Annotated in this window: 13 protein-coding genes; 8 read left to right on the top strand and 5 right to left on the bottom strand. The window is 64.4% G+C overall.

Translation table 11 applies throughout. The features are described 5' to 3' along the window. Positions 1-48: 48 nt before the first annotated feature. Positions 49-1473: an MFS transporter gene (locus PG897_RS14935; RefSeq protein WP_201881042.1), complete on the bottom strand. Its 1425-nt coding sequence runs from the start codon at positions 1471-1473 to the stop codon at positions 49-51. 168 nt (positions 1474-1641) lie between these two features. Between PG897_RS14935 and PG897_RS14940 the strand changes: the two genes are divergently transcribed. The 6 genes from PG897_RS14940 (at position 1642) to mgtE (ending at position 9663) form a co-directional block, all read left to right on the top strand. Further along, positions 1642-2553, top strand: a complete 912-nt coding sequence (locus tag PG897_RS14940) for a LysR family transcriptional regulator (protein ID WP_201881043.1) — start codon at positions 1642-1644, stop codon at positions 2551-2553. Between the two features lie 305 nt (positions 2554-2858). Then, entirely contained in the window at positions 2859-5405 is a 2547-nt protein-coding gene (gene nirB / locus PG897_RS14945; RefSeq protein WP_201881044.1) for a nitrite reductase large subunit NirB, read from the top strand. 100 nt (positions 5406-5505) lie between these two features. Then, the gene (nirD, locus tag PG897_RS14950) at positions 5506-5823 is read left to right on the top strand and encodes a nitrite reductase small subunit NirD (RefSeq protein ID WP_043170594.1); all 318 of its coding nucleotides are present in this window, start codon (positions 5506-5508) and stop codon (positions 5821-5823) included. A 51-nt stretch (positions 5824-5874) separates the two neighbouring features. Continuing rightward, complete coding sequence (gene nirC / locus PG897_RS14955) at positions 5875-6687, top strand: nitrite transporter NirC (protein ID WP_043170593.1); 813 nt, start codon at positions 5875-5877, stop codon at positions 6685-6687. 12 nt (positions 6688-6699) lie between these two features. Beyond that, positions 6700-8106 carry a siroheme synthase CysG gene (cysG, locus tag PG897_RS14960; protein ID WP_043170592.1) on the top strand — a complete coding sequence of 469 codons (1407 nt, stop codon included), beginning with the start codon at positions 6700-6702 and terminating at the stop codon, positions 8104-8106. Positions 8107-8238: 132 nt separating this feature from the next. Continuing rightward, entirely contained in the window at positions 8239-9663 is a 1425-nt protein-coding gene (gene mgtE / locus PG897_RS14965; protein WP_043170591.1) for a magnesium transporter, read from the top strand. A gap of 57 nt (positions 9664-9720) precedes the next feature. On the opposite strand, the gene PG897_RS14970 is transcribed toward mgtE, so the two are convergent. Further along, positions 9721-11574 carry a methyl-accepting chemotaxis protein gene (locus PG897_RS14970; protein WP_026139115.1) on the bottom strand — a complete coding sequence of 618 codons (1854 nt, stop codon included), beginning with the start codon at positions 11572-11574 and terminating at the stop codon, positions 9721-9723. Between the two features lie 146 nt (positions 11575-11720). Between PG897_RS14970 and rraA the strand changes: the two genes are divergently transcribed. Then, the gene (gene rraA, locus PG897_RS14975) at positions 11721-12206 is read left to right on the top strand and encodes a ribonuclease E activity regulator RraA (protein ID WP_005306574.1); all 486 of its coding nucleotides are present in this window, start codon (positions 11721-11723) and stop codon (positions 12204-12206) included. Positions 12207-12476: 270 nt separating this feature from the next. On the opposite strand, the gene PG897_RS14980 is transcribed toward rraA, so the two are convergent. The 3 genes from PG897_RS14980 to PG897_RS14990 all read right to left on the bottom strand — a co-directional run bounded on the left by PG897_RS14980 (position 12477) and on the right by PG897_RS14990 (position 15009). Continuing rightward, positions 12477-13151: a 7-cyano-7-deazaguanine/7-aminomethyl-7-deazaguanine transporter gene (locus tag PG897_RS14980; protein ID WP_043170590.1), complete on the bottom strand. Its 675-nt coding sequence runs from the start codon at positions 13149-13151 to the stop codon at positions 12477-12479. 132 nt (positions 13152-13283) lie between these two features. Continuing rightward, complete coding sequence (locus tag PG897_RS14985) at positions 13284-13571, bottom strand: DUF3630 family protein (RefSeq protein ID WP_043170589.1); 288 nt, start codon at positions 13569-13571, stop codon at positions 13284-13286. A 10-nt stretch (positions 13572-13581) separates the two neighbouring features. Beyond that, positions 13582-15009 carry a protein adenylyltransferase SelO gene (locus PG897_RS14990; protein ID WP_043170588.1) on the bottom strand — a complete coding sequence of 476 codons (1428 nt, stop codon included), beginning with the start codon at positions 15007-15009 and terminating at the stop codon, positions 13582-13584. A 103-nt stretch (positions 15010-15112) separates the two neighbouring features. Here PG897_RS14990 and PG897_RS14995 point away from each other — a divergent pair, with 103 nt between their 5' ends. After that, positions 15113-15412 carry a c-type cytochrome gene (locus PG897_RS14995; protein ID WP_017787071.1) on the top strand — a complete coding sequence of 100 codons (300 nt, stop codon included), beginning with the start codon at positions 15113-15115 and terminating at the stop codon, positions 15410-15412. The last annotated feature ends 9 nt before the right edge of the window (positions 15413-15421 follow it).

A 15421-nucleotide genomic window follows, 5' to 3' on the forward strand; every position in this document is an offset into this window, starting at 1 on the left:
TGCTCAACCCCGTAGCAAGACGCCTCCCCTGTGGAGGCGTCTTCGCTTTCAGCGCTCTCTCAGCTCGCAGCCTTCCCGCGTCGCATTGCCCGGCACGTCGCGTTCACCTCTCCCCGCCAGCCAGAGTGCGCTCATCAGCAGCAGAGCCGTCAGGGCGAAGGTGGCCCGCATGGCGAACGCCAGCTCGCTCGCGCTGGCGACGGCCGGATTGCCGCCTCCCGCCAGGGCGGCAAACAGGGCCCCCAACCCCGCCGCCCCCGTCAGCTGGCCCAGATTGCGCGACAGGGTCAGCAACCCGGCCACGGCACCACGGGTCTGTTCGTCGGCGGCGCCGATCACTAGGCTGTTGTTGGCGGTCTGGAACAGGGCGTAGCCGGCAGTCAGCAGCAACACGGGCAGCAGGTATCCCATCGGGCCCCCGCCGCTGCCCAGGGTGGCCAGCAGCACCACCGCCGCGCTCATCACCAGCAAGCCCAGTCGCACCACTGTGATGGCGCCGACCCTATCCACCAGCCAACCGGCTGGCATCCCGCTCAGTGCCGCCAGCAGGGGTCCACCCGAGATAAGCAGCCCGCTGGTCAGCGGGCCGAGCCCGAATACCCCCTGCAGATAGAAGGGACCGATCAGCAGGGTCGCCACCATCACCCCGGCCACCAGCGCACTGGCCGCCAGAGCGCCGCGCAGCCGCCGGGTTCGCAGCAATGCCAACGGCAACAGAGGGGCGGGGGAGCCCAGTTCGCTGCGCACCAGCCAGGCGGCGGCCAGCAGCGCCCCGCCCCCAAGCCAGAGGGCCAGGATGCCTGTCGTAGTGAGCGCCAGCCCGTAGCCCAGCAGCGTCACCAGCAGCCACCCCAGGCTGGCCAGGTTGAGTCGTGCCCCCTGCCCGCTCGCCCCGTCATCGGGTAGACCGGCACGGGCACAGAGCAGCGCCAGCAGGCCAAGGGGTAGCAGCGCCAGGAAGGCAGCCTGCCAGCCCGCCACCTCCAGCAGCAGGCCGCCAAACGAGGGGCCCAGCGCCGTGCCACAGGCCGACAGGGTGCCGAGCAATCCCATGCTCCAGCCCCGTCTGGCCGGCGACACCAGCTGCCCCACCATGGCCAGCGAGAGCGTCAGCATGCAGGCCGCACTCGCCCCCTGCAGCGCCCGGGCGGCGATCAACCAGCCGATGGTCGGTGCCAGCGCGCAGAGCAGGGAGGCCAGCGCAAATCCCCCCATGCCCCAGAGCAGCAGCCGACGCCGGCCGAACCTGTCACCCAGCCGGCCGGCCACCACTGTCAGGCAGGTGAGCCCCAGCAGGTAAGCCACCAGCACCCATTGCAAGGTGGCGAAGGGCAGATGAAAGGCAGCCCCCAATGCCGGCAGCAAGATGCCGCCCATGCTGGCCGCCAGCATGGGCAACAGGGTGGCGAGGCCAAGCGCCAGCAGACCGAGACGAGGCGCCGCCAGGGGCGGGAAATGGGTTGATGTTGACATGAGCAGGGCTCCACATAGGGGTGATGACGACAAGGCTAGTGGGGCCGGTGAGCAGGCGGAAGACGCACCAGTTGCAGCTTATCAATGCAGCGGACGCCATATGAGGGTACCCGTTCTCGGGTATGATGAAGCTGGCCCCTCTGCTCCCACTCCGATGAAGGCATGCACATGAGCACTCCCGACCTCAACCTGCTGATCACCCTGGATGCCCTGCTGGACGAAGGTAGCGTGGCGGGCGCCGCCAGACGACTGGGCTTGAGCCCCTCTGCCATGAGCCGGGCCCTGGCAAGATTGCGGGAGACCACCGGCGACCCGCTGCTGGTACGGGCCGGCCGCGGCCTGGTGCCGACCCCTCGAGCCCAGTTGCTGCGCGAGCAGGTCGGCCGGCTGGTGCAGGAAGCAGAGAGCATGCTGAGCCCCCGACAGGAGGTCGACCCGGCGCGGCTGGAGCGCACCTTCACCCTGCGCGCCAGCGAGGGGCTGGTGGAACTGTTCGGCGCCGCCCTGCTGAGCCGGCTCGCCACCGAGGCGCCCGGAGTACGGCTCCACTTTCTGGCCAAGCCGGACAAGGAGAGCGGCCCCTTGCGCAGCGGCGAGCTGGATTTCGAGACCGGGGTCATCAGCGCCACCACGGCGCCCGAGCTGCGTACCCAGGCCCTGTTTCAGGACCACTTCGTCGCCGTAATGCGCCCCGGTCATCCACTGTGCGACGGCCTACTCACCGCCAGCCGCTACGCCGGGGCGCGCCACGTGCTGGTATCCCGCCGCGACCAACCCCACAGCCCGGTCGATGAGACGCTGGCCAAGCAGGGGCTCTCGCGCACCGTCGCCACCCTGGTGCCCGGCTTTGCCACCGCGCTGGCGCTGGTGCGCGGCAGCGATCTGGTGGCCACTGTGCCTGAGCGTCACTGCGCCGCCCTGCTGGGGGAGCTGGTAGTTCGTCCCCTGCCCTTCGCGCTGCCAGCGATCCGGGTCGCCCTGCTCTGGCACCCCAGGCTGGATGCCGACCCGGCCCACCGCTGGCTGCGCACCCTCATCCGCGATATCTGCGCCCAGGAGCCTTACCGCCCCCTTCCCTGACGCCCCCCGGTTCTGCTGGCAACCCATGGCTGCCGCCATCCCATGAAGGAATTTTTCACGCTTTTTGACGGTACGGGCATTTCTTTGCAGGGTCAGCCAGGCAGCCCCTGCAGCGGTGGCTCCGATCCCCACGCCATAACCAATTGCACCACTGGTATACCTATTTATGTATAGCTTTGAATTATCAGGAATTACCCCTGAGGGGATATATAAATAGACACTTGATTTGCATCAATCGCCCGCCCCTGCTGACTGGGTAGCCTAGCCTCAGAATGATGTTTTATTACTCCAAACTAGAGGCAATCATGAGCAAAGTCAGACTGGTCGTTGTGGGCAACGGCATGGTGGGGCACCGCTTCATCGAAGAGCTGATCGAGCGGGCCGACCCGGGCCGCTACGAGATCACCGTCTTCGGTGCAGAACCCCGTCCCGCCTACGATCGCGTCCATCTCTCCTCCTACTTCTCCCACCACACCAGCGAAGATCTCTCCCTCGTCAAACCCGGTTTCTACGACAAGCACGGCATTCGGTTGCTGCTTGGTGAAGCGGTGAAAAAAATCGACAGGGCCAACCGCGAAGTGCACTCCAACAAGGGCACTGTGGTCGGTTACGACAAGCTGGTGCTGGCCACCGGCTCCTACCCCTGGGTGCCGCCCATTCAGGGCAGTCAGCACCACGAGTGCTTCGTCTATCGCACCATCGAGGATCTGAAGGCCATCCGCAGCGCCGCCAAGAGTGGCAAGAGCGGGGTGGTGATCGGGGGCGGCCTGCTTGGCCTCGAAGCCGCCGGTGCCCTCAAGGCGCTGGGTCTCGAGACCCACGTGGTGGAGTTTGCCCCTGTACTGATGGCCGAGCAGCTCGACGGCCAGGGCGGCCAGCTGCTGCGCCGCAAGATCGAATCCATGGGCGTGCAGGTGCACACCAGCAAGAGCACCAGCGAGATCCTGATGCATGGCGGCGAACAGGCGAAACACCGCCTAGCCTTCGCCGACGGCAGCCAGCTTGAAGTGGACGTGGTGGTCTTCTCCACCGGCATCCGCCCGCAAGACACCCTCGGTCGCTACGGCGATTTGGCCATCGCCGAGCGCGGCGGCATCGTCATCGACGATCACTGCCTCACCTCCGACCCCGACATCTATGCCATCGGCGAGTGCGCCTCCTGGCAGGGCCGCTTCTTCGGCCTGGTGGCCCCGGGCTACAAGATGGCCCAGATCACCGTCGACCACCTGCTGGGCGGCGACAGCTGCTTCGAAGGGGCTGACATGAGCGCCAAGCTCAAGCTGCTCGGCGTCTCCGTCGGCTCCATCGGCGATGCCCACGGCCGCACCCCGGGCAGCCACAGCTATGTGTTCCAGGATGACCAGGCCGGCGTCTACAAGAAAATCGTGGTGAGCGAAGACAACAGCCGATTGCTCGGCGCCGTGCTGGTGGGTGACGTGGAGGATTACGGCAACCTGCTGCAGATGATGCTCAACGCTCTGCCCCTGCCGAGCCACCCGGACACCCTGATCCTGCCCGCCTATGCCGGTGCCAAGCCGACCCTGGGGGTGGATGCCCTGCCGGAAAGCGCCCAGATCTGCTCCTGCTTCGACGTCTCCAAGGGCGACATCGCCCAGGCCGTCGCCGAGGGCCACACCACCCTCGCCGCCATCAAGCAGCACACCAAGGCCGGTACCGGCTGCGGCGGCTGCGTGCCCCTCATCAGCCAGGTGCTCAACGCCGAGCTGGTGAAACAGGGCATCGAGGTCAACAACCACCTCTGCGCCCACTTCCCCCACTCCCGTCAGGAGCTGTTCCACCTGGTCAAGGTGGAGGGGATCAAGAGCTTCGACGAGCTGCTGGCCAAGCATGGCCAGGGTCATGGCTGCGAGGTGTGCAAACCGACCGTCGGCTCCATCCTCGCCTCCTGCTGGAACGACTACGTGCTGAGCCCGCTCAACACCCCGCTGCAGGATACCAATGACATCTTCCTCGGCAACATGCAAAAGGACGGTACCTACTCCGTCATCCCGCGCATGGCCGGCGGCGAGGTGACCCCGGAAGGCCTGCTGGCAGTGGCCGAAGTGGCCCGCGACTACAAGCTCTACACCAAGATCACCGGCGCCCAGCGCATCGGCCTGTTCGGGGCCCAGAAGGATGATCTGCCCGCCATCTGGCGCAAGCTGCTGGCAGCGGGCTTCGAGACCGGTCAGGCCTACGCCAAGGCGCTGCGCATGGCCAAGACCTGCGTCGGCAGCACCTGGTGCCGCTTCGGCGTGCAGGACAGCGTCGGCCTCGGGGTCTTCCTCGAGAACCGCTACAAGGGTATTCGCACCCCGCACAAGATGAAGTTCGGTGTCTCCGGCTGTACCCGTGAGTGTGCGGAAGCCCAGGGCAAGGACGTCGGCATCATCGCCACCGACGCGGGCTGGAACCTCTACGTGGGCGGCAACGGCGGCATGAAGCCGCGCCACGCCGACCTGCTGGCGTCTGACCTCGACCGCGAGACCCTGATCAAGCTGATCGACCGTTTCATGATGTTTTACGTCACCAGCGCCGACAAACTGCAGCGCACCTCGGTCTGGCTCGGCAATCTGGAAGGAGGCGTCGACTACCTGCGCGAGGTGATCGTCGACGACAAGCTGGGGCTGGCCGAGACCCTGGAGCGCGATATCCAGACCCTCATCGACAGTTACGAGTGCGAATGGTCGCGCACCCTCAACGAAGAGCAGGCGTTGCAGCGCTTCAGCCATTTCATCAACAGCGACAAGCGCGATCCGGACGTCCAGTTCGTCGCCGAGCGTGACCAGCACCGACCGGCGACCCCGGCCGAGCGCATCCCCGTCTACCAGATCGAGGTGGAGACCAAATGATGAAATTAGCCTGCCAACTCAACGACATCCTGCCGGGCTGCATGGACGTTTGCGCCCTGCTAGATAGCCAGTCCATCCAACTCGAGGTGGAGATTAAGCGATGAAACTTGCCTGCCAACTCAACGACATCCTGCCGGGCACCGGTGTCTGCGCCCTGCTGGAAGGGCGCCAGATCGCCCTGTTCCGCCCGAACGCGGCCGCCGAGGTGTTCGCCATCGACAACCGGGATCCCTTCTTCGCCGCCAACGTGCTGTCGCGGGGCATCCTCTGCGAACACGACGGCGAGCTCTGGGTGGCCAGCCCCCTCAAGAAGCAGCGCTTTCGCCTGAGCGATGGCCACTGCTTCGATAACCCGGCCATGTCGGTGCAGAGCTATTCCGTTGAAGTGCGCGACCAGCAGGTCTGGGTCGCCGTCTAACACCATGCATATCAGGGCTGCCCACGGGCGGCCCTCTTGAAGGAAACAACGATGTATACAGACACCATCAACAAGTGCGCCGCCAACGCGGCCCGCATCAACCGCTTCGAGCGCAGCGACAAGCTCGGCTTCTGGCTCAGCTCCGCCATGGCGGGGGCCTATGTGGGCCTGGGCATCATCCTCATCTTCACCCTCGGCAACCTGGTGGATCCCACCGTCCGTCCGCTGGTAATGGGGGCCACCTTCGGCATCGCCCTGACCCTGGTCATCATCGCCGGCTCCGAGCTCTACACCGGCCACACCATGTTCCTCACCTTCGGGGTGAAGACGGGCAAGATCACCATGGGTGACCTGCTGCGCATCCTGCCGCAGACCTGGGCGGGCAACCTGCTCGGCTCCATCGTCGTGGCGCTCATCTACTCCTACGGCGGCAGCCTGCTGCCGGATGCGGGCAGTCTGGCCCACAAGGTGGCGCTGGCCAAGACCCAGGCACCGGCCCTGACCCTGTTCATGAAAGGGATCCTCTGCAACTGGCTGGTCTGCCTCGCCATCTGGATGGCGCTGCGCACCGAAGGAGCCGCCCGCTTCATCGCCATCTGGTGGTGCCTGCTGGCCTTCATCGCCTCCGGCTACGAGCACTCCATCGCCAACATGACTCTGTTCGCCCTCTCCTGGTTCGGCGCCCACTCCGAGGCCTACACCCTGGGCGGTATCGGCCACAACCTGCTGTGGGTGACCCTGGGCAACACCGTCTCCGGCGTCCTCTTCATGGGTCTGGGCTACTGGTATGCCACCCCCAAGGCTGAACGCCCTGTCGCGGTGACCGACGCCACCAACACCGCCAGCCAGACCCGAACCGCCTGATCAGGAGGCCCCATGGACTACTTGCCCATTTTTTGCCGACTCGACAACAAACCCGTGCTGCTGGTCGGCGGCGGCGAGGTAGCGGAGCGCAAGGCGCGCCTGCTGCTGGATGCCGGTGCCCACCTCACCGTGGTCGCCCCCGAGCTCGACCCCGAGCTGGCGGAGCTGGCTGCCAACGGGAGCATCGAGTGGCTGGCCGGCGAGTTTGCGCCGGCGCACCTGACGGGCAAGTGGCTGGTGGTGGCCGCCACCGATCGGCGCGAGGTGAACGCCCTGGTCTACCAGAGCGCCAATCAGGCGCGGATCTTCGCCAACGTGGTGGATGACCCCAAGCGATCCAGCTTCATCATGCCATCCATCATCGATCGCTCGCCCCTGATGGTGGCCATCTCCTCCGGCGGCAAGGCGCCGGTGCTGGCCCGGCTGCTGCGGGAGAAACTCGAAGCCATGCTGCCCCAGCACCTGGGCGCCGTGGCGACCTTTGCCGGCAGCCTGCGGGATCGGGTCAAGGCGCGCTTTGCCACCATGGGGGAGCGGCGCCGATTCTGGGAGCGACTGCTCGGGGCCGATCGCCTCGGTCAGGCGCTGGCTCGGGGGGATAGCGCCTCTGCCCACCAGCTGGCCGATACCCTGTTTGCCGAGGAGAGCAAGGCTCACGGCGAGGTGGTGCTGGTCGGTGCCGGCCCCGGGGATCCGGGTCTGCTCACCCTGCACGCCCTGCGCCAGATGCAGCAGGCGGATGTGGTGGTCTATGACCGCCTGGTCTCCGACGAGGTGATGGCGCTGGTGCGCCGGGATGCCAAACGCATCTTCGTCGGCAAACAGGCAGGCAACCACTGCGTGCCCCAGGAGGGGATCAACCAGCTCTTGCTGGACGAGGCGAAGAAGGGGCAGCGGGTAGTGCGGCTGAAGGGGGGCGACCCCTTTATCTTCGGCCGTGGCGGCGAGGAGCTGGAGACGCTCGTTGGTACGGGCATTGGCTTTCAGGTGGTGCCGGGGATCACGGCAGCCAGCGGCTGCGCCGCCTACGCCGGCATTCCCCTGACCCACCGGGATCACGCCCAGAGCGTGCGCTTCGTCACCGCCCACGGCAAGGGGGGTGCCCAGGATCTCGACTGGCCGTTGCTGGCCAAAGATCGGCAAACGCTGGTGTTCTATATGGGGCTTTCATCCTGCGGGGTAATCCGCGAGCAGCTGCTGGCCCACGGCAAGGGGGGCGACACCCCGGTGGCGCTCATCGAGCGTGGCACCCAGCCGAGCCAGCGGGTCATTCGCGGCACCCTGGACCAGTTGCCCGAGCTGGCTGTGGGTGTCGAGAGTCCGGCCCTTATCATGGTGGGCTCGGTGGTGACCCTGGCCGATCAGCTCGCCTGGTTCGGGCAAGGGGCTGCCACGGAGATGGCGCTGGCTTCGGCCTGATATCACCTCATATGCAAACGCCACCCTGGGGTGGCGTTTCTTTTCCTGCATTTACTGTCATAACCTCTTGTTTTGAGTCTGGTATCCTATGGGGTGTGTCAGCCGGACCACAGAATTCAGGAATTCAGTTTCATGTCTCTCCCCGCCAAGAACAACGCCAAGCAGCGTGAACAGGACAGAGCCCGCATCCTCACCCTGCTGCTCGCCGACGACGCCCTCACCGACAGCCTGCTCGACCCGCAAGGGGAGCAGGACGCCGAACTGCGGAACCAGACCAGCGAGCTCACCCGACTGGTCAACAGCCTACCCGCCGCCGATATCGCCGATGCGCTGGAGTCCCTGCCGCCGGACGAGCGCCACGTACTGTGGCAACAGGTGGATGCGGACAAGCACGGCCAGATCCTGGTGGAGGCCTCGGAGACGGTATGGGACAGCCTCATCAGCGGCATGAGCGACAAGGAGCTGCTGCATGCCCTGAGCACCCTCGACATCGACGATCAGATCTATCTGGGCCAGTACCTGCCCCGCAACCTGATGGGGCGGCTGCTCACCTCCATGGCTCCCATGGACAGGGATCGGGTGCGGGAGGTAATCCGCTACGGCAAGCACACGGTTGGCGCCATGATGGACTTCGACCTGGTGACTGTGCGTCCGGATGTGACCCTGGCCACCGTGCAACGCTACCTGCGCCTGCGCGGCCAGATCCCCGACAACACCGACAAGTTGTTCGTCATCGACCGTCGCAACCGGCTGCAGGGAGAACTGCCGCTCACGACCGTGTTGCTGCACAGACCCGAGACCCGGGTGAGCGACGTGATGGAGAAGGATCCGGTCACCTTCGATCCGGAAGACAACGATGAGGCCGCCGCCCGAACCTTCGAACGGGACGACCTGGTCTCCGCCGCCGTGGTGGATGCCAGGGGCAGGCTGATGGGCCGCCTCACCGTCGCCGAGGTGGTGGATCTGGTCTATGAGGAGAGCGACACCGACCTGCGCCGGATGGGGGGGATCAGCGAGGAGGAGGACGTGTTCGCGCCCGTCTCCAAGGCGGTCAAGACCCGCTGGGCCTGGCTCGCCATCAACCTCTGCACCGCCTTCGTGGCATCGCGGGTGATCGGCCTGTTCGAGCACACCATCTCCCAGCTGGTGGCGCTGGCGGCCCTGATGCCCATCGTCGCCGGCATCGGCGGCAACACCGGCAACCAGACCATCACCATGATAGTGCGGGCGCTGGCGCTGCAGCACATCCAGACCGGCAACGTCTCCTTCCTGCTGTGGCGCGAGCTGGGGGTAGCCCTGATCAACGGCCTGGTGTGGGGCGGCACCATGGGGGTCGCCACCTACATCCTCTATCAGGATGCGGCGCTGGGCGCCGTGATGACGCTGGCCATGATGCTCAACCTGCTGGTGGCTGCGCTGATGGGGGTCATCATCCCCATGACCATGAGCCGGCTGGGCCGCGACCCGGCGGTGGGCGCCAGCGTGATGATCACCGCCATCACCGACACCGGCGGCTTCTTCATCTTCCTGGGGCTGGCCACCCTGTTCCTGCTTTAATCCAGTCTGCAACAAAAAGGGAGCCTTCATGGCTCCCTTGTTCATTCTGTGCGGCCGCTATACCCGGTATTTGGCCACCGCCTGGTTGAGCAACTTGGCCTGTTCGGTCAGGCCGTGACTCGATTTGGCGTTCTCCTCCGCCATCAGGCTCGACTCCTGGGCGATGTCACGGATGTTGTTGACGTTGCGGTTCACCTCGTTGGCCACCAGACTCTGCTGCTCGATGGCGGCGGCAATCTGGGTGCTCATGTCCATGATGTGGGTGACGTCCTGGGTGATCTGCTCCAGCAGTTCGCCCGCCATACTGGCCTGCTCCGAGCTGCTGTTGCCCTGCTCGCGGCAGGTCGCCATCATGCCCACTATGTTGCCGGTCTGCTTCTGCAGCGAGCTGATGATGCCGGCGATCTCCTGGGTCGACTTCTGGGTGCGGATGGCGAGGCTGCGCACCTCGTCCGCCACCACCGCAAAGCCGCGGCCCTGATCCCCCGCCCGCGCCGCCTCGATGGCCGCGTTGAGGGCCAGCAGGTTGGTCTGCTCGGCAATGCCGCGGATCACGTCCAGCACAGAGCCGATGGTTTCACTCTCCTGCTGCAGCTGGGCCACTTCGCGGGAGGAGTTTTCCAGGTTGTCGGCCAGGGAGCGGATCTGGCTGACGGTGTTCTCCACCGCACTGCGCCCCTCCATCGCCTTGTTGTTGGTGGTCTGGGCATTGTTGGCAGCCTGCTCGGTGTTGCGGGCGATCTCCTCTATGGTGGAGCCCATCTCGGTGGAAGCGGTCGCCACCATGTCGGTCTCCTGCAGTTGGCGGGCTGCCCCCTCGCTGGTGCGGCGGACGTTGCCGGAGAGGTGATCCGCCGCCTCGGTCAGGGTGTGCACACTCTGCTTCACGTCGCCGATGAGGTGGCGAAAACCTCCCAGCATGACGTCCAGGTTGCTCGCCAGTTGCGCCATCTCGTCCGCCCCCTGCAGCTCGATCTTGAGGCGCAGGTCATTGTCCTGCCGGATGCGGTTGACGGTGTCGTTCACCCGCGAGATGGGGCGATCGATGCTGCGGCCCAGCAGCATGCTCATGATACCCATCAGCACTATGATGACGCCGCCACAGACCAGCATCAGGGTGTTGAGGCGCGAGGTCTGCCGTACCAGCTCGTCGGCGATGTGCTTGTCGACCGCGGCGAACCCTTGCTCGGTCTGGTGTACCAGATCCCGCATCTGGCTGCGCAGCCCTTCCCCCTCATTCAGCCCCAGCACCTGCATTCCCTGCACCAGGGCGATGAAGTCCTGCTTGTACTGCTCGCTGGCCTGCTCCAGCTTGCCGCGTTCAGCCTCCGGCAAAGTTGCCAGCCGCTGCTGGAAATCCTTGTGCAGGGTCTGGAAGCGCTCCAGATACTGGATGTCGGAGCGCAGCATGAAGTCTTTCTCCGCCCGCCGCAGCTGCAGCATGGTGATGAGCAGCCCCTGCTCATCCAGCTGCTTGAGCCCCTCCTCCACCTCGTGCACCGCCGTCCGCAGGCGACCATAGAGTCCATCTTCCGGCCCCAGCCCGATCTTCTGCTGCTGGACCACCAGCTCGTTGAAGGCCTTGCCATAGGCCTCCATCTGCTGATCCAGCATGGTCAGCTCGCCCTGCACGGCACTCAGGTTGTCCTCCTGGCTCAGGGTCTGGTTGAGCCGGTGAAAGTCAGCCAGCACTTCATTGAAGCGGGCAACGAAGGTCGGATCCTTGCGGATCAGGAAGTCCTTCTCCGCTCGTCGCAGGTTGAGCATGGCGATCTCGAGGCTGTCCACATTGCGCTGGGCCTCGGTCAGATGGCGACTCACCTGGTTGGAGTAGAAAAACAGGCTGCTCAATACCAGCATGGCCACGGCGACCAGCGCGGTATTCAGGATCAATTTATGACGGATGAGCACGATGAACCTCTCACAAACATGGGGTGGCATGCATTGAGCTTATGCAGAAAACGTTATCCCTGTTGTTGTTCAAGGAATATTCATTGAAATGCCAGTCCCACTCCTTATACTGGATCCCACCTGTTTCCAGCGGTGGATTTGACACAATGGAATACAACACTTCAGAACTGTGCGACATCTATCAGGACATGGTGGATGTGCTCGAACCCATGCTCTGCTCCTTCGGCGGCCGCGCCTCCTTCGGCGGCGTCATCACCACAGTCAAATGCTTCGAATCGAACGGCCTGATCCGTGAACTCGTCAAAGAGAACGGCGTTGGTCGGGTACTGCTGATCGATGGCGGCGGCTCCATGCGCCGTGCCCTGATCGACAGCGAGATCGCCACCACGGCGGCAGAGAACGAGTGGGAAGGGATCGTCTGCTACGGCTGCGTGCGCGAGGTCGACATTCTGGAAGATCTGGATATCGGCATTCAGGCGCTGGCGGCCATTCCGGTGGGGGCCGACAGCAAGGACGTAGGCGAGACCGATCTGCCGGTCAACTTCGGCGGCGTCACCTTCCTGCCGGACGACCATCTCTACGCCGATACCACAGGGGTGATCCTCTCCCCCGATGCGCTCGACATCGAGTAAGCAGAACAGAGTGAACATGGGAGCCAAGGCTCCCATTTTTTATGCCCACGTGCTGCCGGACGCGGACAAAAAAAGAGGGCCAGTAAAAACTGGCCCCTTAACTGGAAGCAATGTGAGCAATGTCGTGCCTTCACAAGAAGTCCATCACGTTGGAACGAATGAAGTCTTTCCCGGAAAACAAGGTAACAATAATCATTCTCATTTAACTAAGCAACCCTTATTTGCCATAAATGCAAAAAAATTGACCACCTCGAGGGGTGGTCAATGTCATCAGGCTTGCCGTGTGGCCGTTTGCAGGCCGCTCAAACCGGCCTCGCCCACCAGCTTGTGGCTGAGATAACGCAGCAGCACGCCGTAGAGCGGCACAAACAATCCCAGGCTTATCAGCAGCTTGAACACGTAGTCCACGGTTGCGATCTCGACCCAGTGCTCGGCCATGAAGGGATCCGTGCTGCGCCAGAAGGCGATGGTGAAGAAGGTGATGGTGTCCACCAGATTGCCGAACAGGGTGGAGGCCGCCGGCGCCACCCACCAGGCTTTCAGCAGCCGCAGCCGGTTGAACACCACCACGTCCATGAACTGGCCCACCAGATAGGCCATAAAGCTGGCCAGGGCGATGCGTGCCACGAACAAGTTGAACTCGGCCAGATTGCCAACGCCCTGGAAGCTGCCTTCGAAGAACAGCACCGACAGCGCATAGGAGATGGCCAGCGCCGGCAACATCACGGTCTGGATGATCTTGCGCGCCAGACCGGCACCGAAGATCCGCACCGTCAGATCGGTGGCCAGAAAGATGAACGGGAAGCTGAAGGCGCCCCAGGTGGTATGGAAGCCGAAAATGGTGATCGGCAGCTGCACCAGATAGTTGCTGCTGGCAATGATCAGGATGTGGAACAACGAGAGGCGCACCAGCGCCGTCTGGTGCTGAGCAGGGGTCAGATTCATATTGTGACCTTTTTGGTTAATGGGGTTAGGGAACCCATACCGCCACCATTGGCGATAATTGAGGGGCGAGATTATACGCCCCCAAATTGATAGTTCAATCTTTATGCGGTGGGTTGAGGCTGCGGCGCCTGCTCAGCCCTGATGCTGGCGGGCCAGCCAGAGCAACACCTCGGCATCGGCAAGCTGCTCCGCCGCCAGCCAGCAGCCGCTGTAGTGTTCGTACTCGAGCCGAAAGCGGCTCCCCTCGAACTCCAGCAGCCAGCTGTGACGATCGGCGCCACACTCACGCTCGAGCGCCACCAGCTCCCACTCCTGCAACAGGGCATCGGCCAGGGTTGGAAAACTGTCCCAGTCGAGCGCCGGACAGGTCAGCATCACCACCCCGGCCTCCCTGTCTATCTGCGTGATCCGCCAGTTCATCGGCTGCTCCTCAACTGCTGCAAGAGAGCTCGCCACCGCAATACCATGCTGGTTGCGGAGTAGCGAGATCCTCGTATTCGGGTTGTTCATCATAGGGATGCTGCAGGGCCGCAAACAGCCGCTCGAACGGCGCCATATCACCCTGCTCGGCAGCCTCAATCACCCGCTGGGCCAGCGCGTTGCGCAGCACATACTTGGGATTGACCGCATCCATCTGCCCCTTGCGCACAACATCCTCGCTTCCCTCCCGGGCGAGTCGCGCCCGATAGGCCTCAAGCCACCCTTGCCAGGCGGCAGGCTCCGGCAGCAGAGCCAGCAGGTTGGCGGGCCAGTCGCCCTGAGCGGTCAGCGCCCCCAGCCGACGCAGGAACAGGTGGTAATCCACCCCGTGTGCCGCCAGCAGCCTGAACAGCTCGCGAAACAGCGCCGGATCGTCGTCTTCCCACACCGCCAGCCCCAGCTTGGCCCGCATCAGCTCGGAATAGTGCAGCATCAACTGGTGTTCGTACTGGGCCAGGGCCGACGCCAGCGCGTCGCCGTCGACGTAGCCGGCCAGCGCCTGGGCCAGCTTCTGCAGGTTCCAGTAGCCGACCGCCGGCTGCTGATCCAGCGCATAGCGACCGCCCGGATCCGAGTGGTTGCAGACAAAGTCCGGCACATAGGCATCGATGAAGCCGTAGGGGCCGTAATCCAGGGTCAGCCCGAGCAGCGACATGTTGTCGGTGTTCATCACCCCGTGGCAGAAACCTGCCGCCTGCCACTTGGCGATGAGCCGCGCGGTGCGGCGCACCACCTCGGCAAACAGCTCGGCCCCGTTCGCAAGCTCCTGGAAATGATGACGCAGCGCATAGTCGATAAGGGCCGGGATCTTCTCCCCCTGCCCACTCCAGGCGAAATACTCGAAGTGACCGAAGCGCAGATGACTCGGGGCGGTGCGCAGTACGGTCGCGCCCGTCTCCACCTGTTCGCGGTAGACCGGCTCCTGGCTGCCCACCAGCACCAGTGCCCGGGTGGTGGGGATGCCGAGGGCATGCAGCGCCTCGGAGGCCAGATACTCGCGAATGCCGGATCGCAGCACAGCGCGGCCATCGCCGAACCGGGAGAAAGGGGTCTTGCCCGCCCCTTTCAGGTGCAGGTCCCAGCGGCTGCCATCCGGTGCCTGCTGCTCACCCAGCAGCAGGGCACGGCCATCGCCGAGACGCGGGCTGTAGCCGCCGAATTGGTGGCCCGCATAGACCTGGGCCACCGGCTGCATGCCAGGCAAGGGCTGGCCATGGCCACAGCAGGCCAGCCAGTCGGCCTCGCTCACCGTCCCCAGCCCCAGCTCGCCGAGCAGCGCACGGTTGAGGTGCAGCAGGCCGGGGGCATGCAGTGGTTGGGGGGCGACGGGCTCACAGGCCCAGGGCAGTTCGGTGGCAAAAGTGTTGATCAGCTTCATGGTGGTGCGGTTCGTCCCTGCGTATGCTCGTGTCACTCTTTATACCGCCGTCGGCCAGCAGTGGCTAACGGGCGATACGCTATTTCATTTCAAGGAGAAGAAGATGCAAAGATGGTTGGGCGCCCTGCCCCTGTTGCTGTTGTTGTGGGGGCCGGCCCAGGCGGCCGATGTCGAGGCTGGCAAGGCCAAGGCCGCCGTATGCGCCGCCTGTCATGGGGCCGAAGGCAGGGCTCTGATCCCCAATTATCCCCATCTGGCAGGACAGAACGCCCCCTATCTGGTGAAACAGCTGAAGGCTTTCAAGGATGGCAGCCGCAAGGAACCTTTGATGGTGCCCTTCATGGCGCCGCTCACCGAGGCAGACATGGAGAACCTGGCAGCCTATTACGCCAGCTTGAAATAATTCACGGCG

This window comes from Aeromonas sp. QDB20 (assembly GCF_027707805.1).
In the GTDB taxonomy this organism is placed as follows: Bacteria; Pseudomonadota; Gammaproteobacteria; order Enterobacterales; family Aeromonadaceae; genus Aeromonas; species Aeromonas dhakensis.

What these genes read in the sequence shown, in the direction of transcription:
- PG897_RS14935 (WP_201881042.1), bottom strand. Translation starts at nt 1,473, where the DNA reads ATGTCAACATCAACCCATTTCCCGCCCCTGGCGGCGCCTCGTCTCGGT.
- PG897_RS14940 (WP_201881043.1), top strand. Translation starts at nt 1,642, where the DNA reads ATGAGCACTCCCGACCTCAACCTGCTGATCACCCTGGATGCCCTGCTG.
- nirB (WP_201881044.1), top strand. Translation starts at nt 2,859, where the DNA reads ATGAGCAAAGTCAGACTGGTCGTTGTGGGCAACGGCATGGTGGGGCAC.
- nirD (WP_043170594.1), top strand. Translation starts at nt 5,506, where the DNA reads ATGAAACTTGCCTGCCAACTCAACGACATCCTGCCGGGCACCGGTGTC.
- nirC (WP_043170593.1), top strand. Translation starts at nt 5,875, where the DNA reads ATGTATACAGACACCATCAACAAGTGCGCCGCCAACGCGGCCCGCATC.
- cysG (WP_043170592.1), top strand. Translation starts at nt 6,700, where the DNA reads ATGGACTACTTGCCCATTTTTTGCCGACTCGACAACAAACCCGTGCTG.
- mgtE (WP_043170591.1), top strand. Translation starts at nt 8,239, where the DNA reads ATGTCTCTCCCCGCCAAGAACAACGCCAAGCAGCGTGAACAGGACAGA.
- rraA (WP_005306574.1), top strand. Translation starts at nt 11,721, where the DNA reads ATGGAATACAACACTTCAGAACTGTGCGACATCTATCAGGACATGGTG.
- PG897_RS14980 (WP_043170590.1), bottom strand. Translation starts at nt 13,151, where the DNA reads ATGAATCTGACCCCTGCTCAGCACCAGACGGCGCTGGTGCGCCTCTCG.
- PG897_RS14985 (WP_043170589.1), bottom strand. Translation starts at nt 13,571, where the DNA reads ATGAACTGGCGGATCACGCAGATAGACAGGGAGGCCGGGGTGGTGATG.
- PG897_RS14990 (WP_043170588.1), bottom strand. Translation starts at nt 15,009, where the DNA reads ATGAAGCTGATCAACACTTTTGCCACCGAACTGCCCTGGGCCTGTGAG.
- PG897_RS14995 (WP_017787071.1), top strand. Translation starts at nt 15,113, where the DNA reads ATGCAAAGATGGTTGGGCGCCCTGCCCCTGTTGCTGTTGTTGTGGGGG.